General features: G+C 69.8%; 13 protein-coding genes. 8 read left to right on the forward strand and 5 right to left on the reverse strand.

Going from position 1 to position 15,583, the window contains the following annotated elements:
- Positions 1–25: 25 nt before the first annotated feature.
- The 3 genes from E8A74_RS12415 to E8A74_RS12425 all read right to left on the reverse strand — a co-directional run bounded on the left by E8A74_RS12415 (position 26) and on the right by E8A74_RS12425 (position 4,067).
- A complete protein-coding gene (locus tag E8A74_RS12415) occupies positions 26–1,285 on the reverse strand; it encodes an MFS transporter (RefSeq protein WP_170229075.1) in 1,260 nt (419 codons plus the stop codon).
- Between the two features lie 201 nt (positions 1,286–1,486).
- Positions 1,487–2,116, reverse strand: coding sequence for a DsbA family oxidoreductase (locus tag E8A74_RS12420; RefSeq protein WP_136929191.1), 630 nt, complete (start codon positions 2,114–2,116; stop codon positions 1,487–1,489).
- The gene (locus tag E8A74_RS12425) at positions 2,109–4,067 is read right to left on the reverse strand and encodes a L,D-transpeptidase (RefSeq protein WP_136929192.1); all 1,959 of its coding nucleotides are present in this window, start codon (positions 4,065–4,067) and stop codon (positions 2,109–2,111) included. The genes E8A74_RS12420 and E8A74_RS12425 overlap by 8 nt, the downstream gene beginning before the upstream one ends.
- Before the next feature lie 125 nt (positions 4,068–4,192).
- On the opposite strand from E8A74_RS12425, the gene E8A74_RS12430 reads away from it, so the two are divergent.
- On the forward strand, positions 4,193–4,765 hold the full coding sequence (locus tag E8A74_RS12430; RefSeq protein ID WP_136929193.1) for a hypothetical protein: 573 nt from the start codon (positions 4,193–4,195) through the stop codon (positions 4,763–4,765).
- Positions 4,766–4,772: 7 nt separating this feature from the next.
- Here the strand turns inward: E8A74_RS12430 and E8A74_RS12435 are convergent, their stop codons facing one another.
- On the reverse strand, positions 4,773–6,113 hold the full coding sequence (locus E8A74_RS12435; RefSeq protein WP_136929194.1) for a DUF1552 domain-containing protein: 1,341 nt from the start codon (positions 6,111–6,113) through the stop codon (positions 4,773–4,775).
- On the reverse strand, positions 6,110–7,783 hold the full coding sequence (locus E8A74_RS12440) for a DUF1592 domain-containing protein (protein ID WP_136929195.1): 1,674 nt from the start codon (positions 7,781–7,783) through the stop codon (positions 6,110–6,112). The genes E8A74_RS12435 and E8A74_RS12440 overlap by 4 nt, the downstream gene beginning before the upstream one ends.
- A 132-nt stretch (positions 7,784–7,915) precedes the next feature.
- Here E8A74_RS12440 and E8A74_RS12445 point away from each other — a divergent pair, with 132 nt between their 5' ends.
- The 7 genes from E8A74_RS12445 (at position 7,916) to E8A74_RS12475 (ending at position 15,568) form a co-directional block, all read left to right on the forward strand.
- A complete protein-coding gene (locus E8A74_RS12445; protein ID WP_136929196.1) occupies positions 7,916–8,803 on the forward strand; it encodes a hypothetical protein in 888 nt (295 codons plus the stop codon).
- Entirely contained in the window at positions 8,793–9,251 is a 459-nt protein-coding gene (locus E8A74_RS12450; protein ID WP_136929197.1) for a hypothetical protein, read from the forward strand. The genes E8A74_RS12445 and E8A74_RS12450 overlap by 11 nt, the downstream gene beginning before the upstream one ends.
- A 235-nt stretch (positions 9,252–9,486) precedes the next feature.
- Complete coding sequence (locus E8A74_RS12455) at positions 9,487–10,476, forward strand: hypothetical protein (protein ID WP_136929198.1); 990 nt, start codon at positions 9,487–9,489, stop codon at positions 10,474–10,476.
- A 321-nt stretch (positions 10,477–10,797) separates the two neighbouring features.
- Complete coding sequence (locus tag E8A74_RS12460) at positions 10,798–11,796, forward strand: hypothetical protein (RefSeq protein WP_136929199.1); 999 nt, start codon at positions 10,798–10,800, stop codon at positions 11,794–11,796.
- Between the two features lie 425 nt (positions 11,797–12,221).
- On the forward strand, positions 12,222–12,680 hold the full coding sequence (locus E8A74_RS12465; RefSeq protein WP_211365344.1) for a hypothetical protein: 459 nt from the start codon (positions 12,222–12,224) through the stop codon (positions 12,678–12,680).
- Between the two features lie 89 nt (positions 12,681–12,769).
- The gene (locus E8A74_RS12470) at positions 12,770–13,867 is read left to right on the forward strand and encodes an STAS domain-containing protein (RefSeq protein WP_136929200.1); all 1,098 of its coding nucleotides are present in this window, start codon (positions 12,770–12,772) and stop codon (positions 13,865–13,867) included.
- A gap of 219 nt (positions 13,868–14,086) precedes the next feature.
- A complete protein-coding gene (locus tag E8A74_RS12475) occupies positions 14,087–15,568 on the forward strand; it encodes a serine/threonine-protein kinase (protein WP_136929201.1) in 1,482 nt (493 codons plus the stop codon).
- The last annotated feature ends 15 nt before the right edge of the window (positions 15,569–15,583 follow it).

The following is a 15,583-nucleotide window of genomic DNA, read 5'->3' on the forward strand; positions in this document are numbered from 1 at the left end:
CGACGTCCCTACCCCCTCGGCTCCCCTACCCCTGCTCGGGCGCCGGCGTGTCCTGCTTGTGGAGCACCAGCGCGACACCGAGCAGCAGCGCGGCCCCGGCCGCCGCGCCGAGGAACGGAGAGATGGGCGCCACGCGGTTGTACATGAAGCCCCACGTGGCAGGCCAAATCGTCCGCGCCCAGCTCCCAGTCGATTGCGCATAACCGAGCACCGTGCCCCGCTGGTCCTCGCGCGCATACTTCGACGCCAGCGATGAAATGGATGGGTTGTTGATCGCCACCCCCACCCCGATGAGGACGTTCGCGAGGACCATCATCCACGGCTGCGTCGAGAACGCCGCGCAGAGCATCCCCACGAGCATGAGCGCCGCCGCGGTCTCGACGAGCCCGAGCTCGCTGAAGCGGGCCGAGAGGCGCTTGATCAAAAACCCCTGAATCACGACCCCGGACACGCCGAAGATCGCGAACATGTAGCCGACCTGCTCCGCCGTCCATCCAAAACGATCATGCGAGAGGAGCGGGAACGCGACGTTCAGGACCGTCATCGCCATGAACGTCAAGAAATACATCTGGAGCACCGTCGCGACCCGTTTGTCGGCGACGATCTCCGAGAACGACGGCTCCCTCCGGCGCTCGTCCCGCGTGGGGCCACGATACGCGTCGTGCCCCGCGCGCTCGGGCTCGCGCACGGGCCGCGTCTCCGGCATGAGCGCCGCGGCGAGGACGAGATCGGCGAGGGCCATCACGGCCGCCGCAATCGGCGGCGCCCAGAGCGCAATCTTGGCCGTCACGCCGCCGATGACCGGCCCCATGATCATCCCGAGCCCGATCCCCGCCCCGAGCCGCCCCATGGCCGGCGCCCGCTCGTGTTTCTCCGTCACGTCCGCGATGGCCGCCTGACACGCGGCCAGGTTGCCCGCCGTCGCGCCCGCGAGCAGGCGCGACACGAACAAGCACCAGAGCACCTGGAAGTTCACCGCCGCCGCGAAGAGCACCATGCTCGCCGCATTGCCGGCCAGGCTCAGCACGATGACCGATCGACGCCCCATCCGGTCGGACAAACGCCCGAGCACGGGCGTCGCCAGCGCCTGCGCGAACGAATAACTGCTGATCAACAATCCGGTGATGATGCCCGCCCATTCCTCGGACACCATCGGCTTCACATAAAACGGCAGCAGCGGAATCGTGATCCCGAACCCGACGAGGTCGAGGAACACGGTCAGGACGACGACGAACAGAACGCGGTCGCGCACCTTCTCGCGCGAGGCCGCTTCAGCGGTGGACATGGCTGTCTCGAGCATCGGGAGGGACGTGGGGGGGCGTCCGATCCATGCCAGAAAGCCGCGCTCGTGTCACGCGAAAATGTCTAATGCCAGCGGACGAGGCACGACCACGACGTCCCCCGGGGCGCCGCGCTGCGCCATGAAATCGACACCTGGGAAGCCTGCGGCCGCCCGCACGCGGAGACCCCAGAAAACGAGCCGCGATCAATCGCAGTGGCCGCCACCATCCGCGTTGAGCAGGCCGGATCGCAGGAACACCTCGACGCGGCCTCGCTCGCCCATCCCGAGCAGACGCGCCCCGCGCGGAGAGACGATCACGGGAATTCGCCGCTCGAACGGCCCCTGCTCCCATTCCTTTTGCCAGCTCTCCAGGGTCTTTTTATCGGCCTCCCCCACGATGAGCTCGGGCAAACCTGCGACCCGACGCAGCTCGTCGAGCACGCACGAATCGGAGATGTCCCGCGCATGAACCCACAAGGCGCGGTAGAGGAGCGTCTTCAGGCCTTCCGCGCGGCCCGGATCGTGCCGGCGCGCGGCCGCGACGAGGAGCGTCGCCCGCTCGGTGTTGGGCCGCGCCGGCGGGATGCTGATGCTGACGGCGGGCTCGCGTTGCCGCACCGAGAGGACCTCGCGCTGGAGCTCCTCGCGCTCGGGGGTCGTGTTCTTCGCGGGGATGGGCAGGTGCGGCATGTGGCGGACGCCGCGCCATTCGACCTTGCGCTCCGCGCCGAGCTCGAGGAGCCGCTCGTTCTGCGCGTGGCAAAAGGGGCAATTGAGGTCGCCGTAAAAGAGATAAGGCCCGCCCGACGCGGCGCCCTGGGCCGGCTCACTCATGAATGATCACCGTGGTCCCCTCGCCGAAATCCTCCCCCGCGTTCACCGCATGCCAGCTCTCCGGGACGGGCGGGTCGGTCCAGAGGAACACGCGATGCGCGTCCACGGGGGAGAGATTGACGCAGCCGTGGCTGCGCGGCGTGCCGAAGACGTCGTGCCAGTACGCGGTGTGCAATGCGTATCCGCTCTCGAAATACTGGATGTACGGGACGTCGCGGAGCTGGAACGTGCCCTCGCCGCGGCGCCGCGTGACGCCATATTCGCCGTCGCCCCTCGTCGGGATCTTCTCCGCGCCCGCCGCCGCGGGGGCCGGCTTGGCCTTCGCCGCGCCAGGCTTCGGGGCGGCCGGCTTGGCGGCGGGTTTGCCGCCCTTCGGCGCCTTGGGATCGGGCTTTCCGCCCGGCTTTGCGTTCTTGTCACCGGCCTTCGGCGCCGCGGGCTTGCCGCCGCCGCCGTCGGGCGAATGCGAGGCGGCGACGGTCGTGATTTTCGCGCCGCCCACGCTCGATCCCTCGTTCGAGTCCATCGTGGCCGTGATGTGCTTGTTGCGAATCTTGAAGACGCCACGCACGGTGGCCGTGGTCTTCTTGGGATCGTCGAGGCCGGCCTTGCCCGTGGAGACGAGCGTCGCGTAAATGGGGCGCTTGCCCTCCCACATCACGAAGGTCTGGTTCGTGATGGAGATCTCGATCCATTTCTTGCCCTTCTCGGCGTCCTCCGGGAACGAGGCGGGCGGGACGGCGAGGCCGACGTCGAGCTGGCTGAGCCAGCGTTTGTCCTTCGTGCGGTAGTACTTGACGCCCTCGACGGTCTTCATCGTGCCGGCGAGCGCGTGGATGCTGCGCCATTCGACGTCGTCGGCGGGCGTGGCCTTGCCCTTGGAGATGCGGTACGTCTTGGCGCCCTGCGTGCGGACGAACGCGAGCGGGAGGGAGAATTCGTCCGTGAGCTCGATCCCGTGCCACGGCGAGCCGAGGTCGGGCTTGATCTTGGTATTCGGCGCGAGGCGTAGATCCGTGGTGATCGCGAAGCGGCGATTGAGGTGGTCCTCGCCCGTGGGGAAGGAGCCGATGAGCGAGAGGCCCGTATGGCGGCGCGCGCGGTCGGCGAAGACTGCGAAATCCGGGACCTTGAAATCGCTGATGTTGGGGACGAGGCGTTTGCCGCCTTCGAGCCAGAAAGGAATGGGATCCGCGTCGGTCTCCCCGCCGAGGAGCTGGCCGAGCGCGAGCTCCTGCGAGTTCTTCCCGAGGCCCATCTCGCCGAGATGCTTGCCAGGGACGGGCACGCCGCGGTCGTCGATCGGCACGTCGGGCGCGCCGAGGACGACCTGGTTCACCGTGGCCTCGTTCTGCTTGTACCAGTCGAGGTGCTCCTGGAGCTTGAACTCGGAGTCGTACTGCTGCTTGGCCGTGGGGACCTTGACGTAGAGCGGGAGGACGGCCCGCACGAATGCATAACGATACGGCAGCGCCGCCTTGAGGTCCGGGCGCTTGGCCGCCGCCTTCAGGATGGGGCTCTCGAGGTCCGTCGTGGCGTCGTCCCCGGCGCACACGAAGCCCTTGGGATAAATCTCGTACCAGCCGCCCGGACAACCGGCCTTTCCGACGGGCTCGTCCGAGCGGGCGACCTTGGCGCCGACGCGCAGGTAGCCGAGCTTCTTCGAGGTGTCGCGTGGCTCGGCGTAGACGGTCGTGACGAACGCCGTGATGCCGAGGAGCGGTTTGCCTGGAGGCGGCGGCGGATCGGGGTGGGAGTTCTCGCCCTGCACCGCGGGAGGCGGGGCGGCCGCGTCGTCGGGGACGCCGCCGTCGGCCTGCGCGGCCGCGCCGGGGCGCTTGCAGCCGAGGGCCGCGAGGGCCACGAGGCCGGCGAGGGTGAAGGCCACGAACCGCGCGCGATCCGAGCCCACGGAGCGCAGGGATGCGGAGGGGCGAGCGCGCGGGAGCATGGGGGATGGATGCCAAAAGATGCGGCCGGATGCAAAGGGAAGGTGCGGGGAGGACGGAGAACGCTCGGCCCGAGGTGGGACGCGACGTACTTCCGTAGGCCGCCGCGCCGTGCGAGGCTGCGCGCATGATCCAGGTGAGCGTGCCGTGCCCATGTGGTGCCGACATCGCGTTTCGGGACGCGGCATGCCCCGCCTGCAAGACGCCCGTGTCGCGGGCGCTGCGCGACGAACTCGAAGCGCGGCTGGAGCACGCGCACACGGAGTACGGCGAGGCGAAGCAGAGCGTGCGCCGGGCGGCGACGGCGATGATCGTCCTCGGAGCGCTCCACGTCGTGGTCGCGCTGATCATCTATTACGTGCTCGTGGCCGACCCCGTGTTGGCGCCGGTCGATTTGCTGGCGGACGCGGCCCCGCTGCTGCCCAACGGGGTCCTCGGCCTGCTGCTCATCGCCTGCGCGGCATGGTCCCGGCGATCGCCGAACGCGGCGTTCGTGGTGGCGCTCGCGCTCTGGCTCGTCACGCAGACCCTCGTCTACCTGGCGCTGCCGGCCCTGTTTTTCCTGGCGTTCCTGTCCGCCACGGGGATCACATGGCTCTTCGCGAAGGTGATCGTGGTGGTCATGCTCGTGCGCGGGCTCCTCGCGGCGCGGCGCGTGGACGCGATTCGAGCGGACGTGGCGCGCGGCGCGGCGGCGTGAAGGGGGGCTACACGAGCAGACCCGAAAGCGGCCCATTGCAATAGAGCGGATTGCCGAACGTCGAGACCGGCACGCCCATCGCGTGGGAGATCGCGATCAACAGATCGTTGTGATACGCGCCGGCATACTTGAGGTATCGCCCGGTCCTGATCGCGCCGCCCGCGCCGCCGACGACGACGAGCGGGACGTCGCGGCGCGCGTGGGTGTTTCCCTGCGCGATGTCGCTGCACCAGAGGATGACGGTGTTGTCGAGGACCGTTCCATCCCCCTCGGGGACACTGTCGAGCTTCTGGCAGAGGTACGCGAGCTGCTGGGCGTGCCAGTGGCCGATGTCGATCAGCGCCTGCTGCCGTTTCGTGTCGGAGTCGCTCGAGTGCGAGAGCGTGTGGTGGGGTTCGTCCAGACCGAGCCACGTGAAGACCTTGCCCGTCTGCACCGTGGTCCACTGGATGCTCGCGACCCGCGTGAGGTCGCAGATGAGCGACATCGCGAGCAGGTCGAGCTGGGTCTTGGCGATCTCCGGGTAGTTGTCGTTCTCGAGCGGCTCGACGGGCGCGCCGAGGACGGGCGGGTTGCACGAGCCGCCGATCACGCCAGGCGCGTCGAGGCGCTTTTCGATCTCGCGGACCGCTTCGAGGTGCGCGTCCACCTTCATCCGATCACTCGCGCCGAGGCGCGTGGACAGGCGGTTGTAGTCGCCGCTCACGGCGTCGAGCACGGTCTTCCTCTGCGCCCGCAGGCGCGCGAGGGCCTCGGGGTCCGTGCCGAGGTCCGAGAAGATACGCGTGTACGCCTGGTACGGGTCGTCCTCGGGCGGGACGGGTTGTCCGGGGCCGCGGTAGGAGATGCGGGCCGAGACGTTGGCGTACTGGACCTGCACGCCGAACTCGAGCGAGGGAAAACGCGTGGTCTGGCCGAGCTGGTCCGCGAGGAACTGGTCGAGCGAGATGCCGCCGGCCCAGCCGACCATCTTGCCGGGGTTGCACGCATACGGGAAAAGCGAGCCCTCTTGAAGCTCGGTGCCCGTGAGCGCGTGGCCGATGCCCTGCTGGTGCGGGTCGCCGGGGCCGTGGTAGGCGGACTCGTAGTCGACGCCTTCGAGGACGAGCGTCTTCTTCTTGAAGGGCTCGAGCGGGGCGAGGATGGGGCCAAAGGAGAAGTCGGTCTCGGTGCCCGTGGGGACCCAGGCAGGTTTGACCGTACCGAGGCCCGTAAAAAAAACGACAAAACGCTTCGGGAACGCGGTGGCGCGGGCCGCGTCGGCCATGGCCCCGAGGAACGGCAGGCCAACGGCCACGCCGCCGAGGCCGCGAAGGAGCGTGCGACGGCTCAGGTTCCTCTGTTTCATGGTGCCTGCGTCACGACGGCCCGGCGGTACCGGAACGCGTCGGTTTGGGTGAGGGAGACGAGCAGCTCCTTGACGTTGAAGCCGCTCGCCGCGAAGGTCTGCTGGATCTCGCTCATCGAGCAACGATCGTCCTCGCCTTCGACGCGGCCGTAGGCGAAGCGGAACCACTGCGTGGCGACACACTGGCGCGCCTCCTCGCTCTGCGCGAGGCGCTGCCCGAGCTCGACGACGCCCTCGAAGGGGCCGTCGATGCCGCGGGTGTCGACGAGCTCGCCGGTGTCGTCGACGGGCAAACCCTGGTCGGTGTCGCGGTAGAGGCCGATGCCGTCGTAGTGCTCGAAGCCGAAGCCGACGGGATCCATCTTCACGTGGCAGCCCGCGCACGCCGGGTTCTCCGAGTGCTCGGCGAAGCGCTCGCGCGTCGTGGCGTCGGGCCGGATGTCGGGCGCGTTGAAGGCGGCGTTGTTCGGCGGCGGGGGGAGGATCTGGCAGAGGAGGCGCTCGCGGACGAACTTGCCGCGGTGCACGGGCGAGGTCTGGTTCGGCTTGCCCGTCGCGGCGAGGACACTCGCGTGCGTGAGGATGCCGGAGGTCCTCGTGGGATCCAGCTCGACCCGCTCGAAGCTCTGCGTCGCGGGGCCACCTTCGACGCCGTAGAACGAGGCGAGCTCCGCGTTCAGCATCGAGTAGTTCGCGGTGAAGACGCTCCCGATGTCGCCCTCGCCCTCGAAGATGACGTCTTCGAGGAAGGCGAGCGTCTCGGCCCGCCAGAGCGGGCGGATGCCCTCGTAGAACCTGGGGTACGTGGAGCTGTCTTTTTTGATGTTGTCGAGGTGGGAGAGGCCGAGCCACTGGGCGTTGAAGTTCGCCACGGCCTCACGCGCCCGCGGATCCGCGAGCATGCGGCGCGCCTCGCTCGCGACCTCCTCCTTCGTGCCGAGACGCCCCTCGTCCGCGGCGGCGAAGAGGGCCTCGTCCGGCATGGAGCCCCAGAGCATGTACGAGAGGCGCGAGGCGATCTCGTGGGGCGAGAGGGGCACGACGTCGGCCTCGACGGGGTCGGGCATGCCGAACTCGACGCGGTAGAGGAAGTGCGGGGACTGGAGCATCACCTGGAGGACGAGCTCGATCCCCTTGGAAAAACCCTCCTTGCCGCGGCCCCACGAGAAGACGTTCTGGAGGCGCGCGACCTCGTCGTCCGTGAGGGGCCGGCGATACGCGCGGCGGCCGAAGGACTGGATGAACGTGGTGGCGCACGCCTGCTCGCCGGCCGTCGCGGGATCACAGGGGAGCAGGGCGCCGAGATCTTTCGCGGCGCGGGCGGCGATGTGCTCGGCCGCGACCATGTACTGCTCGGCGAGGATCTGCGTGACGCCGAGGGCCGTGGCCTGGTTGTCGAAGCCCATCGCCTCTTCTTCGGGCACGAAGTTCGAGGCGGGCTGGGAGTCGTCCCCGAGCAGGTCACGGACGGTGTTGTTGTACTCGAAGCGCGTCATGCGCCGGATGGGCGATTTGCCGGGGATCGTGCCGATGCACTGGAAGGCAGGGGCCTCCCCGATCCCTTCACCCGGCGGGTCGCCGATGTGACCCGAGCATGCCGCGAGGGACGCCGCCGCACCAAGGGCGAGGGCGCCACCGAGAAGCCAGGGCAAGCGCACAGCGTGAGTCATGAGGAAGGATCCGCGGGGGCTTGGCCGCGGTCCTCCGAGCGTAAAAGAACGGGGGCCGGCCGTCGACCTTTTCCTGATGCCGTACGCGTGCTTCGGCTCGACGCCGAGGGAGAGATCGCTACCCTGCGGGCCGTGCCCTCCAGGGGAAATCGCCGCGCGGCCGGGATGCTCGTCGCCCTCGCGGCCGCCACCGCTTCCGCGCCTGCGTCCGCTTCCGCGCCTGCGTCCGCTTCCGCGCCTGCGTCCGCTTCCGCGCCCGCTTCCGCTTCCGCGTCCGCCTCCGCGCCCGCTTCCGCCTCGCCGGTCGGGGGTCACTTGCACTTCGGCGTGGAGGTCGCGGCGCGCTGGTTCGTGTACTCGGACCCGCTGAAGATCGCCACGAACCTCCGGCCCTACGACACCGTCGGCGTGCCGATGCTCTCCCTCGGCGGCGAGCTCCAGCCCTTGCGGTGGACCGGCGTGCCGGTGCTCGCGGACGTCGGGATCACCGGGGCGTACACGTTCGCGCCGTCCCTCACGTCCTCCGTGACCGAGGGGCGCGACATCCAGACGAGCTGGGATCGTGGTGACGTGGGGCTCCGGGTGCCTATCCGGCTCGGGCGCGGGGCGCGCGCGCCGGTGGTCGCGCCGCGCGTGGGGTATGGCTGGCTCGATTTCTCGTTCCAGGAGACAGGGCCGCTCGCGGCGGAGATCCCGACGGCGGGCTACAGGCTCGTCCGCGTGGGCCTCGACGGGCGGATCCGGCTCGCGGGGCCGATCGCGCTCGTGGCGGCGTTCGAATACCTGGAGCCCCTCTCGGGCGGCGCGGTCTACGAGCGGTTCCGCGACGCGACGATCGGCGGAATCGACGTGGACCTCGGCGTCGCCTTCGCGTTCGCGAAGGGGGCCGAGCTCTCGCTCTCGTTCGGGTACACGCGGTTCTTCTCGACGTTCGTGCCCGTCCCGGGCGACGCGTACGTGGCCGGCGGGGCGCTCGATCAATTCGGCGGAGTGAAGCTTGGGATCGACTATGCCCCGTAACCCACGTGCCCTCCGGCGCGCGCTCGCCGCTGCGCTCTTTCCGCTCGCGCTCACGCTGCTCGCCGCGGGGTGCCCCGGGCGGCTCGAAAACCCCGACCGTTTCCTCGACGGCGGCGGCTTCACCTGCCCGGACGTCGTGACGGAGCTCTTTCCGAAGAGCTGCGGCGGGTCGATTTGCCACGAGGGCGCCGAGCCGGCGGCGGGGCTCGATTTGATTGCGCCGGGCGTGGTGTCGCGGCTCGTCGACAAGATGGGGCGTGATTGCCCGGGGATCCTGGTGGACCCGGTGGACCCGGAGTCGAGCCTGCTCTACGAGAAGTTATTGCCGCTGCCGAGCTGCGGGTCGCCGATGCCGATCGGAAAGCCGACGCTGACGCCGGACGAGCTCGCGTGCGTGCGGGATTGGATTTCGGCGCAGACGCCGACGGGCGGCGGGGACGAGCCGTAAGGAATCGACGGGGCGTCACGCGGCCGTGACAGCGGGCGTCACGCGGAAATGACACCCGTCACGGCGCCGTGTCACGGAGCGGGAGCGCGCGCCGCCGCGCCGCGGAAGGGGCGCATGGGCCCCCACACACCGCAGGCATCGCCTTTGCGATGGGGCTTCGTCCCCCCCCGACGCGGCGGAGGGTCGCAAGCGACCTCCGCCTTCGCCTTCGCGCGAAAGAAAGAGTGATGATGCCATGAGGAAAAAGACCTTTGCCGTGCCCGCGTTCGCCCTCCTCACCTGCCTGCTCTCGGGTTGTATCGTCGATTCGACAACGCTGGTCGAGGACGGCATCGAGAGGCCGGGCGCGGCGCGCGCGAGCGCCCCCGTGGACACGGCGATCACGACGCTCGAGCTGTCCGGCGGGAGCGTGGTTTTCGTCGACGAGGGCGACGGCGTCGCGTTCTGGGAGATCGGGAACGTCGATCTCTCGTCCCTGCTCGACGAGCAAAAGGCCTCCGCGCTCGAGGTCTTCCTCGCGCTCGCGCCGGAAGGCACGCCCGTCCCGGCGCGGCTCGTGGAGCACCACGCGGAGGTCGTCGCCCGGACCGGCACGGTGCCCGCGGCGCCGCGCAAGCTCGCGCCGAGGGTCGTGATGCCCGGGGTCCATTCTCTCACGAACGACCCCCTCCATAGCGCGGGTCCTGACTGCTGGGGCTGGGGAGGATCCGGGACCTACAGCGCCGAGACGGGCTTGTCTGGCTTCAGCCTGTCGTCGTTCCAGACCGGCTTCCGAAATACCTATTCGCAGATCACCGGGAATGTCGCGCAGGTTTCGAATGGCGCGACCCTCGTGAGCTCGCCCGCGGCCGGTGGGAGCTCGCCTGCCGTATCGACCTCGATGGGCCACGAGCGCGCGATGGCGTTCTGCGCGTCGCAGGCCCTCCCCAACACGGGGAGCTGCGACGACAACGGCATCCAGGCGTGGATCGAGGTGCAGTACACGAACGACGCCGGCACGCTCGTGTCCGCTGGCAGCGTGACCCTCTCTGCTTTCGGCGAGGGGGCTCGCTTCCGCTCCAACTACACGAACAGCAGCGGCGTCGCGCGCCGGTATACCGCGACGGTCACGTTTTCCGCGACGGACGACGAAACCCTGCAAGGCGTCGACCCGACCTGGTGCCAGGATCAGGTCGCGGTGGTCTGGCGGTCGAAACACACGGGGGGCTCCATCAGCAACCCGTGAAGCGGGCGCGGCGTTCGCCATGGATTCCGCGAGCCGGCCGATGCGGAGGGCCCGGATGGGGGCTCCCGAGGCTCGGCGCAGACGCCGACGGGCGGCGGGGACGAACCGTAAGGAATCGACGGGACGTCACGCGACCGTGACAGCGGGCGTCACGCGGGAATGACACCCGTCGCGGCGCCGTGTCATCGAGAGGGAGCGCGCGCCGCAGAGCCGCGGAGAAAGGCCGGGCCGCCTGGCATTGCCTTTGCAATGGGGCTTCGTCACCCCAACGCGACGGAGGGTCGTAAGCGACATCCGCCCGCGAAAAAGAGTGAGGAAGCCATGATGAAAAAGACATTTGCTGTGCCCGCATTCGCCCTCCTCGCCTGCCTGCTCCCGGGCTGCGTCGTCGATTCGACGACGGAGGTCGAGGACGGCATCGAGATGCCGGGCGCGTCGCCCGCGAGCGCCCCCGTGGACACGACGATTGCGACGCTCGAGATGTCCGGCGGGAGAGTGGTGTTCGTCGACGAGGGCGACGGCGTCGGGTTCTGGGAGATCGGGAACGTCGATATCTCGTCCCTGCTCAACGAGCAAAATGCCTCCGCGCTCGAGGTCTTCCTCGCGCTCGCGCCGGAAGGGACGCCCGTTCCGACGCGGCTCGTGGAGCACCACGCGGAGGTCGTCGCCCGGACCGGCACGGTGCCTGCGGTGCCGCGCAAGCTCGCGCCGATGTTCGTGATGCCCGAGGTCCAGTATTTCACGAACGAATCCTTGGGCAACCATGGCTCGGGGGTCAACTGCTGGGGCTGGGCAGGAGCGGGCACCTACAACGCGTCCACGGGCTACGGCAGCTTCAATCTCTCGACGTTCCAGAGCGGCTTCCTCGCCAACACGCAGATCACCGGAGCCGCGATCTCGATCTCGAACGGCTCCGGCACCCTGTACTCGGTCACGGGCGGGGGGGGCAACGGCGGGAACTTCGAGACCGCGTGGAGTCACGAGCGCGAAATCGCAATCTGCGCGTCGAAGGCCGTCCGGTGGGGCCAGCCGGGGAGCTGCAACGGCAATGGCGTTCTGGTCAACGTCACCTTGGAGCGCACGAACGCATCTGGGACGTACGTGGCGGAGAGCACGATCGACCTCAACGCATTCGGCGAGGGCGCTCGCTTCCGCTCGAACGCCACGAACACCGGGGGCGGCGCGCGCAAATACAAGATCTCCGCCGTGTTCAATGCCGACAACGACACCAGCCCCACCGCCGACGCAGAGTGCCAGGATCAGGCCGCGGTGGTCTGGCGGTCCAAGCACACGGGGGGCGACATCGGCGGCGGCGGCTGAAGCGAGAGCAGAGGGCGCCCTGACGGGGGCTCCCGAGGCTCGGCGAAGCGTCGAAGAGCGGTCGGCGTGGGCCGGGGGGGCTTCGGCGAGGCGGCAAAGAGGGATCGGACCGGTCCGGAGGTCTTTGGCGAGACGTCAACGGCTGGGCCACGCGGCCCGGAGAGTCTTTGGCGAGGCGTCAACGGCGGCTCCGACCGGTCCGGGGGGGCCTTGGCGAGGCGCCAAGCGCGAGGAGGACCGCTCCGGGGACGCCTCGGCGCGGCGCCAAAGGCGGGGACGACCGCTCGGGGGACGCCTCGGCGCGGCGCCGAAGGCGGGGAGGACCGCTCGGGGGGCTCTTTGGCGAGGCGCCGAAGGCGGGGAGGACGGCTCGGGGGGCTCTTTGGCGAGGCGCCGAAGGCGGGGACGACCGCTCGGGGGGCTCTTTGGCGAGGCGCCGAAGGCAGGAGACGGAGCTGGCCATCCTGTCGGCGGCGGCGCACGGCAACGGCCCGAACGGGCTCGACGTGGCGTTGACGGCGCTCGGCGCGCTCGGGCGGTTCGACCGGGAACACGCTGCGGTGTACTTTCAGATCGTTTACAATGCGTTGCGCGAGCCCATGCGGAGGGCCCTGGAGGCGCTGATCATGCAACGGCAGAGCGAAGGAAAGGCCACGTTCCCCCCGTTCGCACAGCAGATCTTCGACCGCGGCATGCTCGAGGGCGAGCTCAGAGGCATGCTCGCGGGCAAACGCGACGCCCTGCTTCGCCTGCTCGCGCGGGCCGGGCTCTCGCTCGCAGAGGACGATCGCGCGCGCATCGAGGCCTGCATGGACACCGAGACCCTCGATCGGTGGGTCGAGAACGTCCTCGGAGCGAAGACCACGCGCGACGTGTTCGCGTGACGTAGCCAACCGGCAACCACGCCTCGCGCAGGCCTGGTACCAAGGGTCTCCACACCCCACCCCGATCAGAGGTATACCGCCGGGGACGTATGCCTCAGTTCTCCCTCGCGGAGCGCCTGCGTGGCCTGGAGCGGCTCTGCCTGCCGGTCTGGGTCTTCGACGTGGAGCGGGCCCGCATGGCCTGGGGGAACGCCGCCGCGCTGACGATCTGGCGCTCGCCGAGCCTCGACGAGTTCCTCTCGCGGGACTACTCGGACGCCTCCACGGCGACACGCACGCGCAACGAGGGCTTCCTCCGCCGGCTCCGCGAGGGACACGACGCGCACATCGAGCACGCCTTCACGTTCTATCCACGCGGCGAACCCTTGCACCTGCGGTGCTTCATCTCCTGCATCGAGCTCGACGACGGGCGCTTCGCCCAGCTCATCGAAGGCCACGTGCGGACCGAGGCGCAAGACCCGAGGATCCTGCGGTGCGACGAGGCCCTGCGGCACGTCTCCGCGATGGTCGCGCTCCTCTCCCCCGAAGGCGCCGTGCTCGTGAGGAACCCGGCCGCCGAGAACGCCTTCGGCGGGTCGAGCACGCCCTCGGCCTGGTTCGAGGACGCAGGCGCAGAGGCGCGGATCCTGAAGGTCGCCGAGACCCAGGAGGTGCTCGACGAGGAGCTCGTCGCGCTCACGAGCGAGGGGCCGCGCTGGCACGCCGTGGAGGCGCGCCGGACGAGTGATCCGGTCACCGGGAAGCACGCGATCGTCGTGCACCAGGTGGACGTGACGGAGCGGCGGGAACGCGAGGCGCTGATCGAGGCGCAGCAGCGCGAGATCCTGGAGCTCTCGGCGCCGCTGCTCGACGTGGCCGAAGGGGTGGTCGCCGTGCCGATCATCGCGGCCTTGACCGAGGCGCGCTGCGCAGAGCTCGAACGGCGGCTGCTGCCCGGCCTGGTGGAGCGCGGCGCGCGGGTGGTCGTGTTCGATCTGACGGGCGCGACGGCGTCGGAGGGCGAGGGGCTCTCGCAGCTCGTGCGCCTGATCAACGCCGTGCGGCTGCTCGGCGCGCGGCCGATGGTGACGGGCGTGCGCTCGACGCTGGCGAGGGAGCTCGTGCAGAGCGGCGCGGACCTCGCCGGCGCGGCGGTGATGCGGTCGCTGCGGGACGCGCTCGCGAGCCCGCGCGCGGCGCGGCGGTGATGCGGCTGCTCCGGCGCTGACGCCCCCGAGGCGCTCGTGTTCACGGCGCGCCTCGGCGACGCGGCTCTGTCCGGGTCGATGGCGGCACGTTTTGAGCGCCCGCTTTTGAAGAATCGGGAGGCCATGCCATACTGACGCTGCATTTTGCGTCAGGCGGGTGGGGCCGGACGGGGCGAAATCGGCCAAGACAGCGCGTCGACGCAGGGGGGCGAGCGCGCCATGAGTTTGCCGATCGCAATCGGGGACGTGATCGCCGAGAAGTACCGCGTCGATCGCCTCCTCGGCTCCGGCGGGATGGGCGTGGTCGTGGCGGCCACGCACCTCACGCTGCGCACACGCCGCGCGATCAAGGTGATGCGGCCCCACGGGGTCGGCTCGCCGCTCGGCGTCGAGCGCTTCCTGCGCGAGGCGCGGGCCCTCTCCGAGCTCCGCAGCGCGCACGTGGCGCGGGTCTACGACGTCGGTCGCCTGCCGAACGACGCGCCCTTCATGGTCATGGAGTACCTCGAAGGACAAACGCTCCTCGCGCGGCTCGCGCAGCGCGGCCCGCTGCCCGCGGAGGAGGCGGCAGCGTACGTGCTGCACGCGTGCGAGGCGCTCGCCGAGGCCCACGCGCTCGGCATGGTGCATCGCGACCTCAAGCCCGACAACCTCTTCCTGACCCAGGCCCACGACGGCTCGCCTTGCGTCAAGGTGCTCGATTTCGGCGTGTCGAAGCTCCTCCACGACGAAGGCGAAGGCAGGGCGCGCACGAGCACCGGCGCGATCGTGGGCTCGCCTCTCTACATGTCGCCCGAGCAGATCAACGGCGCGCATGACATCGACGGGCGCAGCGACATCTGGGCGATGGGGATCATCCTCTTCCAGCTCGTCACGGGGGAATGCCCGTTCGCCGGGAACAACGTGCTGGAGATCCTCGCGCAGATCGCAACCAAGAAGCCGCCTCCGCCCTCCACGCTGCGCGAGGAGCTAAAAGCCCCCTTCGACGCGGTGATCCTGCGTTGCCTGGAGAAGGACCGCGCGCTGCGCTACCCGGACGTGGTGGCCCTTTCGCGTGATCTCGCGCCGCTCGCGCGCTCCGAGCCGGACCCGCCGGCGGCGCTCGTCGCGCGCATCGAGCGCGTGTACGCGATGGCGACGAAGACGGCCTCGATGTCGACCGCCGCGGAGCCACACGCCGACACGACCGACACGCCCGAGCGCCCGGAGCTGGAGGCTCGAACGCCGGAGCCCGCGCACGCCGTCGATATCACCTGCACGCCGACGCCATGGACACGCGCGGGGATGCCCATGACGTCTCCGATCGAAGGAACGATGCTCGCCTCGGTGGCCGGCGGGTCGACGGGGACACACGTCGCCAAGCCACGGCGCGCCCTGGTGCGGCATTTCGCGGCGGCAGCGATCGTTCTCGCGCTGAGCGCGTCGCTCGGAAAGCTGCTTTCCCTGATCCACCCCCAGATGCATGCGCCCGCGTCGCAGGTCCCCGCCGCTTCGTCCGACCTGCCGCCTCCCCTCGCCACGACCCATCCGCGGACGGCGTCGACGGCTCCGAAGCAGCCCTCGAAAAACGCCTCGAAGATCCCACCGCCGGCCGGGTCCGTCGGGGCCGTGCCGATTTCGTCGGGGTCGACCCATGTGTCGCCCCCCGCTCGGATGGGTTCGCCCCAGCAAGGTCCCGTTCGGCGTCCCTCCTTCCGGTGAGTCCCTCCAGACCCC

The sequence above is a fragment of the Polyangium fumosum genome (assembly GCF_005144585.1).
GTDB classification, from domain to species: domain Bacteria; phylum Myxococcota_A; class Polyangia; order Polyangiales; family Polyangiaceae; genus Polyangium; species Polyangium fumosum.

Coding starts and splice junctions, on each gene's coding strand:
- E8A74_RS12470 (WP_136929200.1), top strand. CDS start 12,770: ATGCCTCAGTTCTCCCTCGCGGAGCGCCTGCGTGGCCTGGAGCGGCTC.
- E8A74_RS12455 (WP_136929198.1), top strand. CDS start 9,487: ATGAGGAAAAAGACCTTTGCCGTGCCCGCGTTCGCCCTCCTCACCTGC.
- E8A74_RS12425 (WP_136929192.1), bottom strand. CDS start 4,067: ATGCTCCCGCGCGCTCGCCCCTCCGCATCCCTGCGCTCCGTGGGCTCG.
- E8A74_RS12450 (WP_136929197.1), top strand. CDS start 8,793: ATGCCCCGTAACCCACGTGCCCTCCGGCGCGCGCTCGCCGCTGCGCTC.
- E8A74_RS12420 (WP_136929191.1), bottom strand. CDS start 2,116: ATGAGTGAGCCGGCCCAGGGCGCCGCGTCGGGCGGGCCTTATCTCTTT.
- E8A74_RS12430 (WP_136929193.1), top strand. CDS start 4,193: ATGATCCAGGTGAGCGTGCCGTGCCCATGTGGTGCCGACATCGCGTTT.
- E8A74_RS12435 (WP_136929194.1), bottom strand. CDS start 6,113: ATGAAACAGAGGAACCTGAGCCGTCGCACGCTCCTTCGCGGCCTCGGC.
- E8A74_RS12460 (WP_136929199.1), top strand. CDS start 10,798: ATGATGAAAAAGACATTTGCTGTGCCCGCATTCGCCCTCCTCGCCTGC.
- E8A74_RS12475 (WP_136929201.1), top strand. CDS start 14,087: ATGAGTTTGCCGATCGCAATCGGGGACGTGATCGCCGAGAAGTACCGC.
- E8A74_RS12415 (WP_170229075.1), bottom strand. CDS start 1,285: ATGTCCACCGCTGAAGCGGCCTCGCGCGAGAAGGTGCGCGACCGCGTT.
- E8A74_RS12440 (WP_136929195.1), bottom strand. CDS start 7,783: ATGACTCACGCTGTGCGCTTGCCCTGGCTTCTCGGTGGCGCCCTCGCC.